The 18,135-nt window shown below is 63.7% G+C and carries 17 protein-coding genes; 10 read left to right on the top strand and 7 right to left on the bottom strand.

Features of this window, described 5'->3' with window-relative positions:
- Positions 1-61 precede the first annotated feature (61 nt).
- Positions 62-1,777 (top strand): M48 family metalloprotease, encoded by a 1,716-nt coding sequence (locus GNZ13_RS06910; RefSeq protein WP_172161712.1) that lies wholly within the window; start codon positions 62-64, stop codon positions 1,775-1,777.
- Positions 1,778-1,850: 73 nt separating this feature from the next.
- Here GNZ13_RS06910 and GNZ13_RS06905 read toward each other — a convergent pair whose 3' ends face one another.
- The 6 genes from GNZ13_RS06905 to GNZ13_RS06880 all read right to left on the bottom strand — a co-directional run bounded on the left by GNZ13_RS06905 (position 1,851) and on the right by GNZ13_RS06880 (position 6,754).
- Positions 1,851-2,429: a DUF2946 family protein gene (locus GNZ13_RS06905; protein ID WP_172161710.1), complete on the bottom strand. Its 579-nt coding sequence runs from the start codon at positions 2,427-2,429 to the stop codon at positions 1,851-1,853.
- On the bottom strand, positions 2,422-3,585 hold the full coding sequence (locus GNZ13_RS06900) for a YheT family hydrolase (protein ID WP_172161708.1): 1,164 nt from the start codon (positions 3,583-3,585) through the stop codon (positions 2,422-2,424). Before GNZ13_RS06900 ends, GNZ13_RS06905 begins: the two co-directional genes overlap by 8 nt.
- A 57-nt stretch (positions 3,586-3,642) precedes the next feature.
- Positions 3,643-4,089, bottom strand: coding sequence for a nuclear transport factor 2 family protein (locus GNZ13_RS06895; RefSeq protein ID WP_172161706.1), 447 nt, complete (start codon positions 4,087-4,089; stop codon positions 3,643-3,645).
- A gap of 178 nt (positions 4,090-4,267) precedes the next feature.
- Positions 4,268-5,293, bottom strand: coding sequence for a lipopolysaccharide heptosyltransferase II (gene waaF, locus GNZ13_RS06890; protein WP_172161704.1), 1,026 nt, complete (start codon positions 5,291-5,293; stop codon positions 4,268-4,270).
- A 264-nt stretch (positions 5,294-5,557) separates the two neighbouring features.
- Positions 5,558-5,752, bottom strand: coding sequence for a zinc-finger domain-containing protein (locus GNZ13_RS06885; protein ID WP_042321180.1), 195 nt, complete (start codon positions 5,750-5,752; stop codon positions 5,558-5,560).
- A 78-nt stretch (positions 5,753-5,830) separates the two neighbouring features.
- Positions 5,831-6,754 (bottom strand): branched-chain amino acid transaminase, encoded by a 924-nt coding sequence (locus GNZ13_RS06880; protein WP_172161702.1) that lies wholly within the window; start codon positions 6,752-6,754, stop codon positions 5,831-5,833.
- 192 nt (positions 6,755-6,946) lie between these two features.
- On the opposite strand from GNZ13_RS06880, the gene GNZ13_RS06875 reads away from it, so the two are divergent.
- The 9 genes from GNZ13_RS06875 to GNZ13_RS06835 all read left to right on the top strand — a co-directional run bounded on the left by GNZ13_RS06875 (position 6,947) and on the right by GNZ13_RS06835 (position 16,664).
- Positions 6,947-7,693 (top strand): AzlC family ABC transporter permease, encoded by a 747-nt coding sequence (locus GNZ13_RS06875; RefSeq protein WP_172161798.1) that lies wholly within the window; start codon positions 6,947-6,949, stop codon positions 7,691-7,693.
- Positions 7,690-8,013, top strand: a complete 324-nt coding sequence (locus GNZ13_RS06870; protein ID WP_172161700.1) for an AzlD domain-containing protein — start codon at positions 7,690-7,692, stop codon at positions 8,011-8,013. Before GNZ13_RS06875 ends, GNZ13_RS06870 begins: the two co-directional genes overlap by 4 nt.
- Before the next feature lie 272 nt (positions 8,014-8,285).
- Positions 8,286-9,479, top strand: a complete 1,194-nt coding sequence (locus GNZ13_RS06865) for a phosphoglycerate kinase (protein WP_172161698.1) — start codon at positions 8,286-8,288, stop codon at positions 9,477-9,479.
- Between the two features lie 436 nt (positions 9,480-9,915).
- Positions 9,916-11,352, top strand: a complete 1,437-nt coding sequence (pyk, locus tag GNZ13_RS06860) for a pyruvate kinase (protein WP_172161796.1) — start codon at positions 9,916-9,918, stop codon at positions 11,350-11,352.
- A 211-nt stretch (positions 11,353-11,563) separates the two neighbouring features.
- Positions 11,564-12,628: a class II fructose-bisphosphate aldolase gene (fba, locus tag GNZ13_RS06855; protein ID WP_028196246.1), complete on the top strand. Its 1,065-nt coding sequence runs from the start codon at positions 11,564-11,566 to the stop codon at positions 12,626-12,628.
- A gap of 132 nt (positions 12,629-12,760) precedes the next feature.
- Positions 12,761-13,651 (top strand): phosphoribosylaminoimidazolesuccinocarboxamide synthase, encoded by an 891-nt coding sequence (locus tag GNZ13_RS06850; protein WP_172161696.1) that lies wholly within the window; start codon positions 12,761-12,763, stop codon positions 13,649-13,651.
- A 131-nt stretch (positions 13,652-13,782) separates the two neighbouring features.
- Entirely contained in the window at positions 13,783-14,301 is a 519-nt protein-coding gene (gene purE, locus GNZ13_RS06845) for a 5-(carboxyamino)imidazole ribonucleotide mutase (protein ID WP_172161693.1), read from the top strand.
- Between the two features lie 103 nt (positions 14,302-14,404).
- Positions 14,405-15,601: a 5-(carboxyamino)imidazole ribonucleotide synthase gene (locus GNZ13_RS06840; RefSeq protein ID WP_172161691.1), complete on the top strand. Its 1,197-nt coding sequence runs from the start codon at positions 14,405-14,407 to the stop codon at positions 15,599-15,601.
- A 10-nt stretch (positions 15,602-15,611) separates the two neighbouring features.
- Positions 15,612-16,664: an L-threonylcarbamoyladenylate synthase gene (locus tag GNZ13_RS06835; protein ID WP_172161689.1), complete on the top strand. Its 1,053-nt coding sequence runs from the start codon at positions 15,612-15,614 to the stop codon at positions 16,662-16,664.
- 187 nt (positions 16,665-16,851) lie between these two features.
- Here the strand turns inward: GNZ13_RS06835 and GNZ13_RS06830 are convergent, their stop codons facing one another.
- The gene (locus GNZ13_RS06830; RefSeq protein WP_172161687.1) at positions 16,852-18,099 is read right to left on the bottom strand and encodes an SGNH/GDSL hydrolase family protein; all 1,248 of its coding nucleotides are present in this window, start codon (positions 18,097-18,099) and stop codon (positions 16,852-16,854) included.
- Positions 18,100-18,135 lie beyond the last annotated feature (36 nt).

Below are 18,135 nucleotides of genomic sequence, written 5' to 3'. Positions count from 1 at the left end.
GCCCGCTATCTTAGTCCGAGCGGCGGGCGTCGCTTTTCGACTTCGTCATACCGACCTCGCGATGCGTTCGAAACGGTTTCTTGCTGCGTTGTTGTCTGTCGCGCTCGCGGCGCCGCCGGGTGCGTTTGCGCAATCGCGCGCCGCTCCAGGCACGAACCTCGCGCTCAACGTGCAGCCCGCGGAACCGCCGTTGGTAAGCGGCTCAGTCGAAACTTTCGCCGATCCCATCGTGCCGCCTGACATCGCCCAAGGCGTATTCGGCGTCTATGGCGGTGCGCAGAGCCGCTTCTCCGGCAATAGTGGCGCGACCACCAGTTGGCGTGCCCCGATCGTCACGCAGCAACTGCCCGACCTCGGCAACGGCGGCTCCGGCTCGTTGACGCCACAAGCCGAGCGCAAGCTTGGCGAGCGCGTGATGCGCGAGTTGCGCCGCGACCCCGACTATCTCGACGACTGGCTGGTGCGCGACTACCTGAACTCGGTCGCCGCGAAACTTGCCGCGGCGGCGAGCGCGCTATACATCGGCGGCTATCGTCCGGACTTCGAGCTGTTCGCGGTCCGCGACACGCAGATCAACGCCTTCTCGCTGCCGGGCGGTTTTATCGGCGTGAACACCGGTTTGATCGTGACAACGCAAACCGAGTCCGAACTCGCCTCCGTGCTTGGCCACGAAATGGGGCACGTCTTGCAGCGGCACATCTCGCGGATGATTACCACCGGCGAACGCAGTTCTTATGCCGCGCTCGCCGGCCTGTTGTTCGGCATTCTGGCGGGCGTGCTCGCGCACAGCGGCGACCTCGGCAGCGCAATTGCGATTGGCGGACAGGCTTATGCGGTCGATAACCAGTTGCGTTTCTCGCGCTCCGCCGAGCATGAAGCAGACCGCGTCGGCTTTCTGCTGTTGGCCGGTGCCGGCTACGACCCTTATGCGATGACGACGTTTTTCGGCCGCCTCGATCGCGCGGCAATGAGCGAAACGGGCGTGCCGGCCTACGCACGCACCCACCCGCTGACTGGCGAACGGATTGCCGACATGGCAGACCGTGCGCGTCGCGCGCCTTACCGGCAGCCGCATCAGACGTCCGAATATGGTTTTGTGCGGGCGCGGGCGCGCTTGCTGCAGGACCGCTCGCGCAGTGAATACGCTGATGAGATTTCGCGCCTACGCTCCGAAATCGAGGACCGTACCGCGGTGAACATCGCTGCGAACTGGTACGGGATTGCATATGGGCAGATGCTGCTCGAGCGTTACGACGATGCGGTGGTGTCACTGGCTTCGTCGCGCGCGGCGTTTACAGCCGGCGAACGCGGTGAAGGCGAGCCCATGCGCAGTTCGCCGAGTCTCGATGTGCTGACGGCCGACATCGCGCGCCGCGCCGGGCATAATGACGAGGCGGCTCGTCTGGCCGAGTTTGCGCAGAAGCGCTGGCCGCAGTCGAACGCCGCGATCGACATGCATATCCAGACCTCGCTGACTTTGAAGCGATTTGCCGACGCGCAGGCTTTGGCCCTGAAGGAAACGCGTGCACAACCCGATCAGCCTGCCTGGTGGATGTATCTCGCGCAGGCAAGCGCTGGCAGTGGCGACGCGTTGACGCAGCATCGGGCGTTGGCCGAAAAATTCGCCCTCGAAGGGGCTTGGCCGTCGGCCATCCGGCAACTGAAGGAAGCGCGGAATCTGAAGGCGATCGGATACTACGATCTCGCTACCGTCGATGCCCGGTTACATGAGATGGAGCGCCTCTATAAAGAGGAACGGCTCGACGAGAAGAGTTAGTGGTTTGCGGTCTTCGCTCTCTGACCAGAACGTGGCCTGTGCAAAGGAGCCAGGCGGTAAGCAGGCAAACGACCTAAGCACTTGCCGCCGGACTATCGACAAACCCGAACCGCGCGGCAACGTCATGTCGCTGCACGCCCTGCAAGGGCAAAACAACGCCATTGTTCCAGCGAAGCTCCCCGCTCATCGAGTCATCGCCCAACGCTGCGTGATCAGAAAAAACCTCGAGGTCGTGATCGTGCAAAACGGCGACTCTCGGTGGCGCGGAGCCATCGACAAACAGAATCCCACCTTCATCGTCGACAAACACAGCCGAAGGCTCGAAAGCCCCACCGGCCTGGTCAGTCAAAGAAAGCGCGCCAGCGGCATCGGTATCGGCTGACAACCTCACCACCCACGGCGTATAACCCAACTCGATATACACCCGCTGCGGCCCATTCTGGAAAAACCACTGCCCGCGGTCGTCGGCGTCGTAATTCCGATTGATAAATCCGAGCAACGCCTCATGCCGAATCGGCGTACCGGGCGCACCGCTGGCCTGAGCGGCTTCATCCCGCATACGCCAGTTGCCGCGCCGGTCCAGCATCAACCATCCCGTGCAACTCGGCACGTTCGGCCATTTGGCCAAAGCCTGCTTGACGATTTCATCCATGATCGACGTACCGCTCCAGGTAACCGAGCACGCGCCGCGACAACCAGTCGAGGCGGCCCGGGAAGGGTCCGGTCATAAAGCCGGCGTGGCCGCCGTGGCGGGGTTGATCGAGCTCTACGAATGCCGACACCTCATGCTGCGCCGGTAACGCTTCGGCCGGTAAGAACGGATCGTTGCGCGCGTTCAGCACGAGTGTCGGCACGACAATGCCAGGCAGCAACGGCCGCGTGGTCGCGCTGCTCCAGTAGTCGTCGGTATCGCGAAAGCCGTGCAGCGGCGCCGTCACGACGTTGTCGAAGTCGTACATCGTGCGGCTCGCCAGCATCGCGTCGCGGTCGAACAGCCCCGGAAATTGCGCGAGCTTCTGTTCGGCTTTCTGCTTCAGCGTCTTGAGGAAACTGCGCGTGTAGACCATGCCGAAGCCCTGCGATAACGCACGGCCGCCGGCATGCACATCTATCGGCGTCGAAATCGCCGCGGCGGCCGAGAGCACCGGCGACGCATCTTCACGCCGTTCGCCGAGCCAGCGCAGCAGCACATTGCCGCCGAGCGACACGCCCGCCGCCACGATCGGCCCGCGGTGCGTGGCGCGCAGGCGGCGCAGGATCCAGTCGACTTCGTTGCTGTCGGCGAGATGATAAAAACGCGGCAACAAATTCAGCGGTCCGCTGCAACTGCGAAAGTGCGGCACGACGCCGTGCCAGCCGTACTCGCGGGCGGCCGCCATCAACGCGGCGGCATAGTGCGACGTGGAACCGCCTTCGAGACCGTGAAACAGGACGAAAAGCGGAGCGTCGCTTGCGGGAAGGTGAGACGGGGAGGCGAGCGCAGAGGTGGGTTTGCCGCCGTCATGCACTACCCAATCGAGATCGATGAAGTCGCCATCCGGCGTATCCCAGCGCTCGCGCCGGAACGTGATTGCCGGACGCCGCGCGAACAGCGCAGGGACGATGGTCTGCACATGCCGGTTCGGCAGCCAGAGCGGCGCGCGGTAGAGCAGGTCGACGGTGGCCTCGACAGCGGTCGCGGCGCGTGCTGCGCCGGTAGAGGCGGATTTATTGTGCGTCGTCCGCCAATCCCCCAATCCCCCAATGGGACTTCCTTCCGGGCGGTGGACTTCGTTTGGGGCGGGGGACTTCCTGCGGGGCGTGCTCATGCCAGCGTCAAAGCAAAAAGGTAAAACCGGTAAAACAGGCGAAACGCCCGTCAGGCGTCAGTGCAACGACCCCTGGCCATGCCGCATCTTCGTGGCGAACTGGCTGGCGGCCTCATTCGGCATCGGACTTGCGTGAATATGCGCAATCCGCCACTCGCCGCGTTCATGGACCATCACGTAAGTGGTGAACACCATCGCGGGCGCTGCCTTCGGATCGGCGGGGCGGTGCGCTTCGGCAATGGCGTAGACGACGGTGCCGAGGCTGTCATAGACGCGAATATCGAGCGGTTCAATCGAAACGGGCGCGGTTTCGAGCTGGATTTGCAAGCCGGCGCGAATGCTGTCGAGGCCGTGCAGGTGGGAGCCGTCGGCGCAAATGCAGCTAACGAACTCCTCATCGATCCACAGGCCCATCAAGCTGTCGATATTCACCGCGGCGACGGCCTGGTAATAGGCGTTCAGCGTATCGGCGGCGGCTTCGAAGATATGGGCAAAACGTGGCATGGCTCGTCAGTCTCTTGTGCGCGGCGCGCGGTTGCGGGGCAGCGGTCAGCGGGACAGTCCGGAGCACCGGACAATCGCACCCAAGCGCGAGAATGCCCGCGCCGCAAGGCGCGAACATGACGCGACGCGCTCAGAGGCGTGCGGTGTTGCGTGCAAGTATCAGTCGAATCAGTTTGGTTCAACGTTGCGCAAGCAACATGCCGCGCAAATCGCCGAATACCTGCTCGGCGCTCAACTGCTTCAGGCAGTTCAGATGCCCTAGCGGACACTCGCGCTGAAAACAGGGACTGCATTCGAGATGGAGCCATTGTACCTTCGCAAGCTCGGACAAGGGCGGCGTGTGGCGCGGATCGGTCGAACCGTACACGGCCACCAGCGGCCGGCGCAATGCGGCGGCTACGTGCATCAGGCCGGAATCGTTGGTGACGATTGCGTTGGCTCGCGAGATTAGCGCGCAAGCCTCGCTCAGCGCGGTCTGGCCGCACAGGTTACGCACGTTCGGCGCCTTCTCGGCGATGACCTGGGCCAGCGGCGCGTCTTTTGGCGAGCCGAGCGCGACGATCTGCGTGTACGGGAACGACTGGCCGACCATCTGCGCGAGCGCTGCGAAATGCTCGGGCGGCCAGCGCTTGGCCGGACCGTACTCGGCGCCCGGGCAGAACACCAGCAGTGGCACGCGCGTATCCAGATTGAAGCGCGCCGATACCCGCGAGGCTTCGTTCAGGTCCGCGTCGAGCCGCGGCATCGGCAGGTCGTCGGGGACCTTGGCGCCGGGCGCGTAGGCGAGGGCGGCGTAGTGGCCGACCATCGGCGGGCGCTCATCTTTGCGCGGATTCGCGTGACGCACGTTCAGCAAGCCGTAGCGGCTTTCGCCGGTATAGCCGATGCGTAGCGGAACGCTCGCCATCCACGGAATCAGCGCCGACTTGAGCGAATTCGGCAGGACATAGGCCGCGTCGTACCCGACATCGCGCAAGTCGCTCGCCAGTTGCCAGCGGCGCAGCATCTGCAGCTTGCCGTGCGCAAGGTCCGTGGCGTAGACGTCGCGGATCTCGGGCATACGTTCGAGTACGGGTGCGACCCATGAGGGCGCGACCGCGTCGATCACGATGCGCGGATGCAATTTCACGAGGCGCGCAAACAGCGGCTGCGCCATCAATGCGTCACCGATCCAGTTCGGTGCGATAACCAACGCGCGACGCATCAGAGTGAGTGTCCGGTATCGAAACGAAGCGCCGCGCGAACCATGCGCGTGGCGTTCGATTGTGTCAAATGGGAAAAGCCACGAGCTTTGCTGTGCGGATCCGGCAAGGCCGGCCCTGCCGCGGCTGCGGCTTTGCTGCGAAGCGCTCGCTTTGCCGTTACCTGCTGCAATAGCAAAGCCGGCCCGTCATGTGGCGAACCGGGCAGTGGGCGGGCCGGCAAAGAGCGCAGCAAGCGATCAGCGCTCAGTGCGCAGCGTTCAGGTTTAATGACCCCTGACCACTTCGCCGTCACGCAGCTTGTAGCGCGTGCTGCAATACGGGCATTTGGCTTCGCCGTGCGTGACGTCGATAAAGACGCGCGGATGCGCGCTCCAGCGCGGCATGGCTGGGTTCGGGCAATACGCCGGCAGGTCTTTTGCCGACAGTTCGACCAGCGGCATTTCCTTGATTTCGCTCATGGGGACTTTCTCGTTGAGTGCAGGGTGCGTGCGTTGCGCCGGCAAAAAGCCGAGGGCCCGGGGCCGGCGCAGCGCGCGTTAAATCTTGGTCAGCCAGTGCGCGTACTTCTCGCTCTTGCCGTTCACGATATCGAAGAAGCCCGATTGCAGCTTCTCGGTGATCGGGCCGCGTGCGCCCGAGCCGATCGTGCGGTTGTCAAGTTCGCGGATCGGTGTGACTTCCGCGGCGGTGCCGGTGAAGAAGGCTTCGTCGCAGGTATAGACTTCGTCGCGCGTGATGCGCTTTTCGATCACCTGGATGCCCGCGTCGCGCGCCAGCGTGATGACCGTGTCGCGCGTAATGCCGTCGAGGCACGACGCCAGATCCGGCGTGTACAGCTTGCCGTTGTTCACGAGGAAGAAGTTCTCGCCGGAGCCTTCCGACACGTAGCCGTCCACGTCCAGCAGCAGCGCTTCGTCGTAACCGTCGGCAATCGCTTCCTGGTTGGCGAGGATCGAGTTCACGTACCAGCCCGACGCCTTGGCGCGGACCATCGACACGTTCACGTGATGGCGCGTGAACGACGAGGTCTTCACGCGGATGCCCTTGGCAATGCCGTCTTCACCGAGGTAAGCGCCCCACGGCCACGCGGCGATCGCCACGTGGATCGTGTTGCCCTTGGCCGACACGCCGAGCTTTTCCGAGCCGACCCAGATGATCGGGCGCAGGTAGCAGGATTCCAGCTTGTTTGCACGGACCACTTCGCACTGTGCGGCGGCGAGCGTTTCGTGGTCGAACGGCACGGCCATCTGGAAGATCTTGGCCGAGTTCAAGAGGCGCTTGGTGTGTTCCTGGAGGCGGAAAATCGCCGTGCCGCCGTCCGCCGTCTTGTAGGCGCGTACGCCTTCGAAAACGCCCATGCCGTAATGCAGCGTGTGGGTAAGCACGTGGATCTTGGCGTCGCGCCATTCGATGAGCTTGCCATCCATCCAGATCTTGCCGTCGCGGTCGGCCATTGACATACGATTCTCCAGCAGTGCGGTGAAAGAGCGTCATTTTAGCGTCTTTTGCACACGAAACGGGCATTTGGCCGCATACCGGGCGCTATAATTCGGCGCACGCATAATTCAAATCCGGATGCGCCAGCGGGTGCTTGACGACCTGGCGCCGACTTCCCTTCGTTGCGGCGCCGCCTCGTGCCCGCGTTTCGCCTCATGCTCGCTCGACTGTCAGATACCGATCGCCGTGCCTTCCGTGAGGGCGCGCGCGACTATTCGCCCACGCTGATGGCGATTTTCTCCTGGGGCCTCGTGACCGGCATTGCGATGAGCAAGTCCGTGCTCACGCTGCCGCAGGCGCTCACCATGTCGCTGCTGTGCTACGCCGGTTCGTCGCAACTGGCCGTGCTGCCGCTGCTGGCAGCCAAGCTGCCGATCTGGACCGTGCTGCTCACTGCTGCCATGGTCAATACGCGTTTTGTGATCTTCAGCGCCGGCCTCGCGCCGCATTTCTCCTATCTGCCGATGTGGCGGCGCATCGTGCTGGGCTACTTCAACGGCGACGTGATCTATCTGCTGTTCCAGAAGAAGAGCTTCCAGACCGGTTACCTGCCGGGCAAAGAGGCGTACTTCTGGGGCATGGCGATCTGCAGCTGGTTGTCGTGGCAGGTGTCGTCGATCGCCGGCATCCTGCTGGCGAGCCTGATTCCGGACAACTGGGGCCTCGCGCTGGCGGGTACGCTGGCGCTGCTGCCCATCATGGTGTCGGCGATCGCCACGCGCTCCACGCTGGTTGCTGTCAGTATCGCCGGCCTGGTGTCGCTGCTCGCATTCGACCTGCCGTACCGGCTCGCGCTGCCGCTCGCGGTGATTGCGGCGATTGTCGCGGGCAGTGCCGCCGACCTGATGGTCGAGCGTGCCGACTTGCGCCGCATCCGTAACAGCGCCGGAGATTCCCAATGACATCTACGCAGATCTGGCTGTCCATTATCGGCATGACTTTCGTCACTGCAGTGACACGCGCCATGTTTCTAATCGGCGGCGAGCGCACCGTTTTGCCGGAGCGCGTTCAGCGGATGCTGCGCTATGCGCCGGCCGCGGCGCTTGCCGCCGTCGTGCTGCCCGATGTGCTGGCGACGCCAGAGGGGCTCTCGTTCGCGCCATCGAACCACGAGTTTTACGCGTCGCTGTCCGGTCTTGCGTGGTTTTTGTGGCGGCGCACCATGCTCGGTACGATTGTGGTGGGAATGGTCGTGTTCACGCTCTTGCGCCTCTTTATGTAATTGATTGAGCTGAAAATGTTGCGTTGCGACATGCGCGGCGCATTCTTCAAATACGGGACATTCGCCTAGGTGCGGGTCAGAAGGCAGTGTGGATCAGTTAAAATGGCCGTTTCCGGGATAAGCGCGCCGGTGCATGGCGCGACAGCTGCGGCCATGCCGCCGGCGCCCGATTCAGTGGAGCCGCTGCCGTGCCGAAGCGCTGGAGTTTGCCGCGCTTGAGGCCCAGCGCGTCGTCCGCCACCGCCTTCTCATCAACTCGCACATACACGCCCATGAACAAGGTATTGCGTCTCTCCGATCTGATCGCCGAAGGCAAGCTATCCGGCAAACGCGTGTTCATCCGCGCCGATCTGAACGTGCCGCAGGACGATCAAGGCAACATCACCGAAGACACCCGCATCCGCGCCTCCGTGCCGGCGATCAAGGCCGCGCTGGACGCAGGCGCCGCCGTGATGGTCACGTCGCACCTGGGCCGCCCCACTGAAGGCGAATTCAAGCCGGAAGACTCGCTTGCGCCGGTCGCGAAGCGTCTGGCCGAGCTGCTCGGCCGTGACGTGCCGCTGGTCGCCAACTGGGTCGAAAACGGCGTGAACGTCGCACCGGGCCAGGTCGTGCTGCTGGAAAACTGCCGCGTCAACAAGGGCGAAAAGAAAGATTCCGACGAGCTCGCGCAGAAAATGGCGAAGCTCTGCGACATCTATGTGAACGATGCTTTCGGCACCGCGCACCGCGCCGAAGCCACCACGCACGGCATCGCGAAGTACGCGCCGATCGCCTGCGCCGGCCCGCTGCTGGCCGCTGAGCTCGAAGCGCTCGGCAAGGCGCTGGGCGCACCGAAGCGTCCGCTGGTGGCGATCGTCGCCGGCTCGAAGGTGTCCACCAAGCTGACCATCCTGAAGTCGCTCGCCGACAAGGTCGATCAGCTGATCGTCGGCGGCGGCATTGCCAACACGTTCATGCTGGCCGCCGGCCTGAAGATCGGCAAGTCGCTCGCCGAAGCCGATCTGGTCGCCGAAGCCAAGGCCATCATCGACGCAGCGAAAGCCCGCGGCGCCTCGGTGCCGATTCCGACCGATGTGGTCACGGCGAAAGAGTTTTCGCCGACCGCCAAGGCCGAAGTGAAGGCCGTCGCCGATGTGCAGGACGACGACATGATCCTCGACATCGGACCGGAAACCGCGAAGGTGCTCGCCGCACAACTGGAAAAAGCCGGCACGATTGTGTGGAACGGCCCGGTTGGCGTGTTCGAATTCGATCAGTTCGGCAACGGTACCAAGACCCTGGCTGACGCGATCGCCAAATCGCCGGCGTTCTCGATTGCAGGCGGCGGCGACACGCTGGCGGCGATTGCCAAGTACGGCATCCACGACAAGGTCAGCTACATCTCGACGGGCGGCGGTGCCTTCCTCGAGTTCCTCGAGGGCAAGACACTGCCCGCTGTCGCAGTTCTGGAATCGCGGGCTTAACGTGGCGACGCGCTCCCCCTCAGTGAAGTCTGCAAAAGCGCGCGGCAGCAAGTCGCGCAACACCGCAGCAGCAACGGCAGGGGAGCGCGCAGCGCGCTCCGCCGCCACGACGGCCGCGGTCGAATCTGTTGAATCTGTTATTGCGCAGCAGGAAGAATCCGGGTCGCCCCTCGCGCTCGCGGAGTTGACCACTGCCAGCGAGGCAGCGGAATTGTCCCACGGACAAGCCGCCCATTCGCCGGCAGAACTCCCGGACGAAGAGGTCGCGCTCGCACCCCCACCGGCACCCCCCGTGCTGGTGTCGAACACCGCTTCACCCCATAAAGCGACGCTGGTTTCAACCGGCGCGCAGCCCCCAGCAGCACCCTTCGGTGCGCAGCCTCCGCATCCGACTCGCAGCGCTCATTCCAGCGACCCCACCCAGACGAGGAGACTCATGCATCGCGCCACCAAGATTGTCGCTACCATCGGACCGGCTTCCAGTACGCCGGAAATTCTGCTGCAAATGATTCGAGCAGGGTTGGACGTGGTGCGGCTCAATTTCTCGCACGGCACCGCCGACGACCACCGCCAGCGCGCCGAATTCGTGCGCGAGGCGGCCCGCCAGGCCGGCCGTGAAGTCGCCATCATGGCCGACCTGCAAGGCCCGAAGATTCGCGTCGGCAAATTCGAAAACGGCAAGATCATGCTGGTCGCCGGCGAGCCGTTCGTGCTTGACGCCGAATGCGAACTCGGCAATGAACAACGCGCCGGTCTCGACTACAAGGACCTGCCGCGTGACCTGAAACCGGGCGACGTGTTGTTGCTCAACGACGGCCTGATCGTGCTGGACGTCGAGCGTGTGATCGGCAGCGAAATCCACACCACCGTGAAGATCGGCGGCGAGCTGTCGAACAACAAGGGTATCAACCGCCAGGGTGGCGGCCTGTCGGCGCCGGCGCTGACCGCGAAAGACATGGAAGACATTCGCACGGCGATGTCGCTCGGCGTGGATTTCGTCGCGGTATCGTTCCCCAAGAACGCCACCGACATGGAAATGGCTCGCCAGCTCGCGAACATCGCGGGCGCGCCCTACGGCATCAAGCCGAAGATGATCGCGAAGATCGAGCGGGCGGAAGCAATTCCGGCGCTGCAAGGCATCCTCGACGCATCGGACGGCATCATGGTCGCGCGCGGCGATCTGGCCGTGGAAGTGGGGAATGCCGCAGTTCCCGCACTGCAAAAGCGCATGATCCGTATGGCGCGCGAATCGAACAAGTTCGTGATCACCGCGACCCAGATGATGGAGTCGATGATCTACGCCCCGGTGCCGACCCGCGCGGAAGTGTCGGACGTCGCCAACGCGGTGCTCGACGGCACCGATGCGGTGATGCTGTCGGCGGAATCGGCAGCTGGCAAGTACCCGGTGCAGACCATCGAAACGATGGCTGCGATCTGCCTGGAAGCCGAGAAGTCGGAAAAGTCGGAGCTGGACAAGGATTTCCTCGACCGCACGTTCACGCGAATCGACCAGTCCATCGCCATGGGCGCGCTGTTCACGGCCTATCACCTCGGCGCCAAGGCGATTGTTGCGTTGACCGAATCGGGTTCGACCGCGCTGTGGATGTCGCGGCACTCGACGCACGTGCCGATTTTCGCGCTCACGCCGCGCGTCGGTAGCGAACGGGCGATGGCGATCTACCGCAATGTCACGTCGCTGCATCTGGACACCAGCAGCGACCGCGACACCGCGTTGCAGCAGGCGTTGGAAACCGTGGTCAGCAAGGGCTACGCGTCGCGCGGCGACATGGTGGTGCTGACCGTCGGCGAGCCGATGGGCCAGGCAGGCGGCACGAATACGCTGAAAATCGTGCGCGTCGGCGAGCCGTTTTGATTCGGCGGCAACCATCCTGCCGATCGACACAGGCTTGACCTAAGCGAAGCAGGCTGTCATGCCCCGCGAGAGGCGGCGCACAGACTCCAATCGCGCGTGAAGGAAAACGCGCTTTAGGGAATGTGTGAACGGGTATGCAGCTTGCTTCGCGTAAAATCGCCAAAAAAGATGCCGACGGCACAGAATTCGTTTCAATCTAAGGAGTTACAGCATGCCTCTCGTATCAATGCGTCAATTGCTGGACCATGCCGCCGAAAACGGTTATGGCATTCCTGCATTCAACGTGAACAATCTGGAGCAAGTGCAGGCCATCATGGCCGCGGCCGACAAGGTCAACGCGCCGGTCATCATGCAGGCGTCGGCCGGCGCGCGTAAGTACGCGGGCGAGCCGTTTCTGCGCCACCTGATTGAAGCCGCGGTCGAATCGTACCCGCACATTCCGGTCGTGATGCACCAAGACCACGGTCAATCGCCGGCGGTCTGTATGGCGGCGATCCGCAGCGGTTTCACCAGCGTGATGATGGACGGCTCGCTCGAAGCCGACGGCAAGACCGTCGCATCGTACGAATACAACGTTGAAGTCTCGCGCAAGGTGGTTGAAGCGGCTCACTCGATCGGCATCACGGTGGAAGCGGAACTGGGCGTGCTTGGTTCGCTGGAAACCATGAAAGGCGACAAGGAAGACGGCCACGGCGCGGAAGGCACGATGACCCGCGAGCAACTGCTGACCGACCCGGAGCAGGCTGCCGACTTCGTCAAGCAGACGCAATGCGACGCCCTCGCGATCGCGATCGGTACGTCGCACGGCGCGTACAAGTTCAGCAAGAAGCCCACGGGCGACATCCTGTCGATCCAGCGCATCAAGGAAATTCACCAGCGCATTCCGAACACGCACCTGGTGATGCACGGTTCGTCGTCGGTGCCGCAGGAACTGCTCGCGGAAATCCGCGAATTCGGCGGCGACATGAAGGAAACCTACGGCGTGCCGGTCGAAGAGATTCAGGAAGGCATCAAGCACGGCGTGCGCAAGGTCAATATCGACACCGACCTGCGTCTTGCGATCACCGGCGCAATCCGCCGCTACATGGCGACCAATCCGGGCAAGTTCGATCCGCGCGATTATCTGAAGCCGGCGCGCGAAGCCGCGATGAAGATCTGTCTCGAGCGCTTCACGCAATTCGGCTGCGAAGGCCAGGCTGGCAAGATCAAGCCGGTTTCGCTTGATAAAATCGCGGAGAAGTACAAGTCGGGCGAGCTCGCGCAAGTCGTCCGCTAAGCTATAACCAAGCTCTACACTTGGCTGATTGGCCAGGTTGTCGTTCGATCGCCGTTCCCGCATCATCCGGGGAACGGCGTTTCCCTTTTGTTCCGGTCACACTTTTTGCCCCACTTTTAGCGAACCACGACGATGTCTACCCTTTACGAATCCACGCTCCACTCGCTGCCGCTGCTCGGCCGCGGTAAAGTCCGCGACAACTATGCGGTGGGCAACGACCAGTTGCTGATCGTCACGACCGACCGTCTGTCGGCGTTCGACGTCATCATGGGCGAGCCGATTCCGAATAAGGGCCGCGTGCTCAACGAAATGGCGAACTTCTGGTTCGAGAAGCTGAAGCACGTGGTGCCGAACCACCTCACGGGCGTGGCGCCCGAATCCGTGGTGGCGGCAGACGAAGTCGAGCAGGTCAAGGGCCGTGCGGTGGTGGTGAAGCGCCTCGAGCCGATCCTCGTCGAAGCGGTGGTGCGTGGCTATCTGGCCGGCAGCGGCTGGAAAGACTACCAGGCAACCGGTTCGGTGTGCGGTGTCGAACTGCCGCCGGGTCTGCAAAACGCGCAAAAGCTGCCTGAGCCGATTTTCACGCCGGCAGCCAAGGCCGAAATGGGCCATCACGACGAGAACATCACGTACAACGAGATGGAGCGCCGCATCGGCACCGAACTGTCGGCCACGATCCGCGACATCTCGATCAAGCTGTACAAGGAAGCGGCTGACTACGCCGCCACGCGCGGCATCATCATCGCGGATACGAAGTTCGAATTCGGTCTGGACAACCACGGCCAGCTGTACCTGATGGACGAGGCGCTGACTGCTGACTCGTCGCGCTTCTGGCCGGCTGACCAGTATCAGGTCGGCACCAACCCGCCGTCGTTCGACAAGCAGTTCGTGCGCGACTGGCTCGAAACTCAAACGTGGAAGAAAGAGCCGCCGGCACCGAAGCTGCCGGACGACGTGGTCACGAAGACGGGCGAGAAGTACCAGGAAGCGCTCGAACGCCTGACCGGACACAAGCTCGCTTGATTACGCGCACCTGGTTAGTCCGCATCGCGTGAGAAAACGCCGGGCCGCCCCAAGTTTTATCACCCCCCTCGGGGGGCCTGGCGCGAAGCGACAGGTTTGGGGGCGCTCTCAAGAAACAAGGAAGCCGTAAGATGAGTGAAGTCCAGACTGCCCATACGCATGGCGCGCCCGTTGTCGGCGTGCTGATGGGTTCCAGTTCCGACTGGGAAGTGATGAAGAACGCCGTCGCGATTCTGCAAGAATTCGGCGTGCCGTATGAAGCCAAGGTCGTGTCCGCGCACCGGATGCCCGACGAGATGTTTGCGTATGCCGAAAGCGCGCGCGAGCGCGGCATTCGCGCGATCATCGCGGGTGCGGGAGGCGCCGCGCATCTGCCCGGTATGTTGGCCGCCAAGACCACGGTGCCGGTGCTCGGCGTGCCGGTGGCGAGCAAGTATCTGAAGGGCGTCGATTCGTTGCACTCTATCGTGCAGATGCCCAAGGGCGTGCCGGTCGCCACGTTTGCAATCGGCGAAGCGGGCGCAGCGAATGCGGCGCTGTTCGCGGTGTCGATGCTGAGCGGCACGAGTGCCGAGTATGCGGAGAAACTGGCTGCGTTCCGCATGCGCCAGAACGAAGCGGCCCACGCAATGGTGCTGCCGGCGCTGTAAGCGCCAAGGCTGATTGCTTTTAGACGTCCCCCCTGTCTGACCCCCGGCCGGGTGCTGCTATTGCACGTTTTGCATGCGCATCCGGCCGTGACCGACCACTAAGATGAACCCAGACAACACACCGGTTTCACCGATTCTGCCCGGCGCATGGCTTGGCATGGTCGGTGGCGGCCAGCTCGGCCGCATGTTCTGCTTTGCCGCTCAGGCGATGGGCTATCGCGTCGCCGTGCTCGACCCGGACGAAAACAGTCCCGCGGGCGCGGTTGCCGACCGCCATATCCGTGCGCCTTACGACGACGAAGCGTCGCTCACCGAACTCGCGCGGCTGTGCGCGGCGGTGTCGACTGAGTTCGAGAACGTGCCGGCGGCGAGCCTCGATTTCCTCGCGAAAACCACGTTTGTGAGCCCGGCCGGCCGTTGCGTCGCCGTGGCGCAGGACCGGATCGCCGAGAAGCGTTTTATCGCGTCGTCGGGCGTGACGGTGGCGCCGCATGTCGTGATCGAATCTTCGGATGCGCTTGCCGCGCTCGACGATACGAAGCTCGAAGCCGTGCTGCCCGGCATTCTCAAGACTGCGCGCATGGGCTATGACGGCAAAGGCCAGATCCGCGTGCGCAACGCCGAGGAAGTGCGTGAGGCGCATGCGTCGCTCGCGGGCGTTCCGTGCGTGCTGGAAAAGCGCTTGCCGTTGAAGTTCGAAGTGTCCGCGCTGATCGCGCGCGCGGCGAGCGGCGCGTCAGTGGTGTACCCGCTGGCGCAGAACACGCATCGCGACGGCGTGTTGTCGCACACCATCGTCCCCGCGCCGGATGCAAGCCCGACGCTGGTCGGGCAAGCGCAGCAGGCTGCGCTGCAAATCGCGGACAAGCTCGGCTATGTCGGCGTGCTGTGCGTCGAGTTCTTCATTCTCGAAGACGGATCGATCGTCGCTAATGAAATGGCGCCGCGTCCGCACAACTCCGGCCATTACACCGTCGATGCCTGCGCGACCAGCCAGTTCGAACAGCAGGTCCGAGCGATGACCGGTATGCCGCTCGGCGACACGCGCCAGCATTCGCCGGCGGCGATGCTGAACATCCTTGGCGACGTCTGGTTCCCGGGCGGCCCGAAGGGCGCGTCGGTCACGCCGCCGTGGCACGAAGTCGCCGCGATACCGGCCGCGCGTTTGCATCTGTACGGCAAGGAAGAAGCACGTTGCGGCCGCAAGATGGGTCACGTGAACTTCACGGCCGCGACGCTCGAAGAAGCCCGCACGGCGGCGCGCGATTGCGCGCGGCTCCTGCACATCATCACGCGCTGACGCGAACGCCATGCCGGACCAAAGCAAACCTGCCGAAGGGGGCGCCGCGAGCGCCTTGCCTGTGAGCGCCGAACAGATCGAGTACGCCGCCGAGCTGCTCGACGCGGGCGGCCTCGTCGCGTTCCCGACAGAGACTGTCTACGGACTCGGCGGCGACGCCGAAAGTCCGGACGCGGTCGCGCGTATCTACGCGGCGAAAGGCAGGCCGGCAAATCATCCGGTGATCGTGCATCTGGCGCCGCAGGGCGATCCGAACTACTGGGTCGAGCATTTGCCCGCGGAGGCGCAGCGCTTGATCGATGCGTTCTGGCCGGGGCCGCTCACGTTGATCCTGAAGCGCGCGGCGCGAATTAACGCGGCGGTGAGCGGTGGGCAGGATTCGGTGGGTTTGCGCTGTCCGTCGCATCCGGTTGCTCAGGCGTTGCTGGAGGCATTCAGCGCGTTACGCAACGGGCATGGTGGTGTTGCTGCGCCGTCGGCGAATCGTTTTGGTCACGTGAGCCCGACGACGGCGCAGCATGTGCGCGACGAGTTCGGCAGCGCGATTCATGTGCTCGACGGGGGCGCGTCGGACGTCGGGATCGAATCGACGATTCTGGATTTGTCGCGCGGGTTTCCGGCGTTGTTGAGGCCGGGGCGGGTGACGCCGCAGGATATCGCCGACGTGCTCGGCGAAGCGCCACGCTTGCCAGATGGATCGGATGCGACGGCTCCGCGGGCTTCGGGTACGTTGAAGGCGCACTATGCGCCGCGTACGCCGTTAGCTTTGCTGCCTTTTGATGCATTGCAGACCTTGCTCGCGACGCGCCAGAGCGATGAGCGCGTTGCCTTGGTAGCGCGCGCTTCCCGCGCAGGGGAGTGGGCTTATGCCGAGGGCGTGCATTTCATTGCCGCGCCTGAAGATCCGCACGTTTATGCGCGTGAGTTGTATGGCTTGCTCAGGGCGCTGGATCGCGCGAACGTGTCGCGGATTCTGATCGAGAAGCTGCCTGATACGATCGAATGGATCGCGGTCAACGACCGGCTCGGCCGGGCGGCTGCCGCATTCGAAGCGCAAGGGTAAGGGGCGACTTGGTTTGTGCGGCCTGCCCACTGGCGCCGCCGCAACCCGTCGTTTCAACTTGTCTTTTCGACCCGTCGTCCCAACCAGCGTGCCGCGCGCAACAAAGATAAAAAAACGCCCGGCTTGACCAGCAAGCCAGGCGTTCGCAGAACTCGCATCCTGCTGCCGCTACGCGGCAACCCTCAACTTATTTCCCCAAACCCGTCGCCGCGATCTGCTGCTGGACGAACTGCGCGAACAAGGCGTTCAAGTGCGTGCTCGCGTGGAGCATGTCCGCGAACATGTAAGTCTGGTCAGCGCCAGCCACCGTGTAGGTCTGCGGTGAGCAGAACAGCGACGAGCCGAACAGGGAGCCGTACTGGGCCGGGGTCAGCCCGTTCGTTGCGCTCGGATTGGCGGTGGCGTACGCGGTTGCGTTGGTCTCCATCGCTTTCACGTTACACGCCGTGCCCGTGTTGGACACCGTGAAGCCCAGCGCCTGGTAGTTCGGCAACTGCTGATCCAGCCACGTGAACGCATCAGCCACGATGACCTTGCCCGTACCCAGCAGGCCGAGGCCCGTCAGGTTCTGGACCAGGAGGTAGTTATACGCCGCGGTAATCCCCGATAGCAGTGCAGCCGTGCCAGGCGTCTGCGCGTTGGCTGCGACGCCGAGCGGCGCATTGCCGATGTCCGGCACCGTCGCCACCACCACGTGGGTCGCACCCGAGTTGACGATGGTCTGGACTTGCGCGGCGAGCTGGGTGGCGGCCTGCGCGACCTGGGGGTTGGCCAGCTGCTGCAGGTAGCCGACGATGAACGCTACCTGGCCTGCCTGCGAGTTCGGCAGTTTGCCGGCCTGCACGAGCTGCGGGTATTGCGTCTGCAGCGCGGTACCGAGCGCCGTCAGATTGGCGGTGGTCGAGAACTGGAGGATGTCGTCCGCGCCGCCGTTCACCAGCACGAGCTGGTTCGAGTTGAAGCTCGTATGCGCGCCCAGGTAGTTTGCCACCTGGGTCACCACCGGCACCGTCGTCGCCCCCATGCTGTTCGGTGCCCAACCTATGCCCTGGGCGTTGACGACGTCCGAGCCGCCTTGCGCGTAGCCATACCCGCCCGCCGCAACCAGCGGTTGACCGAAGCCGCCCAGATACGCGGCGGTCAACGTGCCGCCGTAGTACTCCGCGACCTTCTGGGTCCACACTTCGCCCGGGTTGGTCGTGAAGCGGCCACCGCCGAAGCTCGCCTGAATCACCGGCGCGTACGTGCCCACATCCGACAAGCTGTCGCCGAACGACACAACCTGCAATTTCACGCCGCCCGCCGGCGTGCTGCTTGAGCTGTTGTTGTTATCGCTGCCGCCGCCGCAAGCCGCGAGTAGCGCAAACGCAGCACTGGCGATGGCGATCTGCGTGACGCGGACGAAATTGCGTTTCTTCGATGCTGTTTGATTCATGTTGACTACATCTCCTCGTATGGGTGGCCCTGGTGC

The organism is Paraburkholderia elongata, from assembly GCF_013177735.1.
In the GTDB taxonomy this organism is placed as follows: domain Bacteria; phylum Pseudomonadota; class Gammaproteobacteria; order Burkholderiales; family Burkholderiaceae; genus Paraburkholderia; species Paraburkholderia elongata.
Note: the sequence above shows the minus strand (reverse complement) of the source record. Positions and strands in the feature narration are given on the sequence as shown.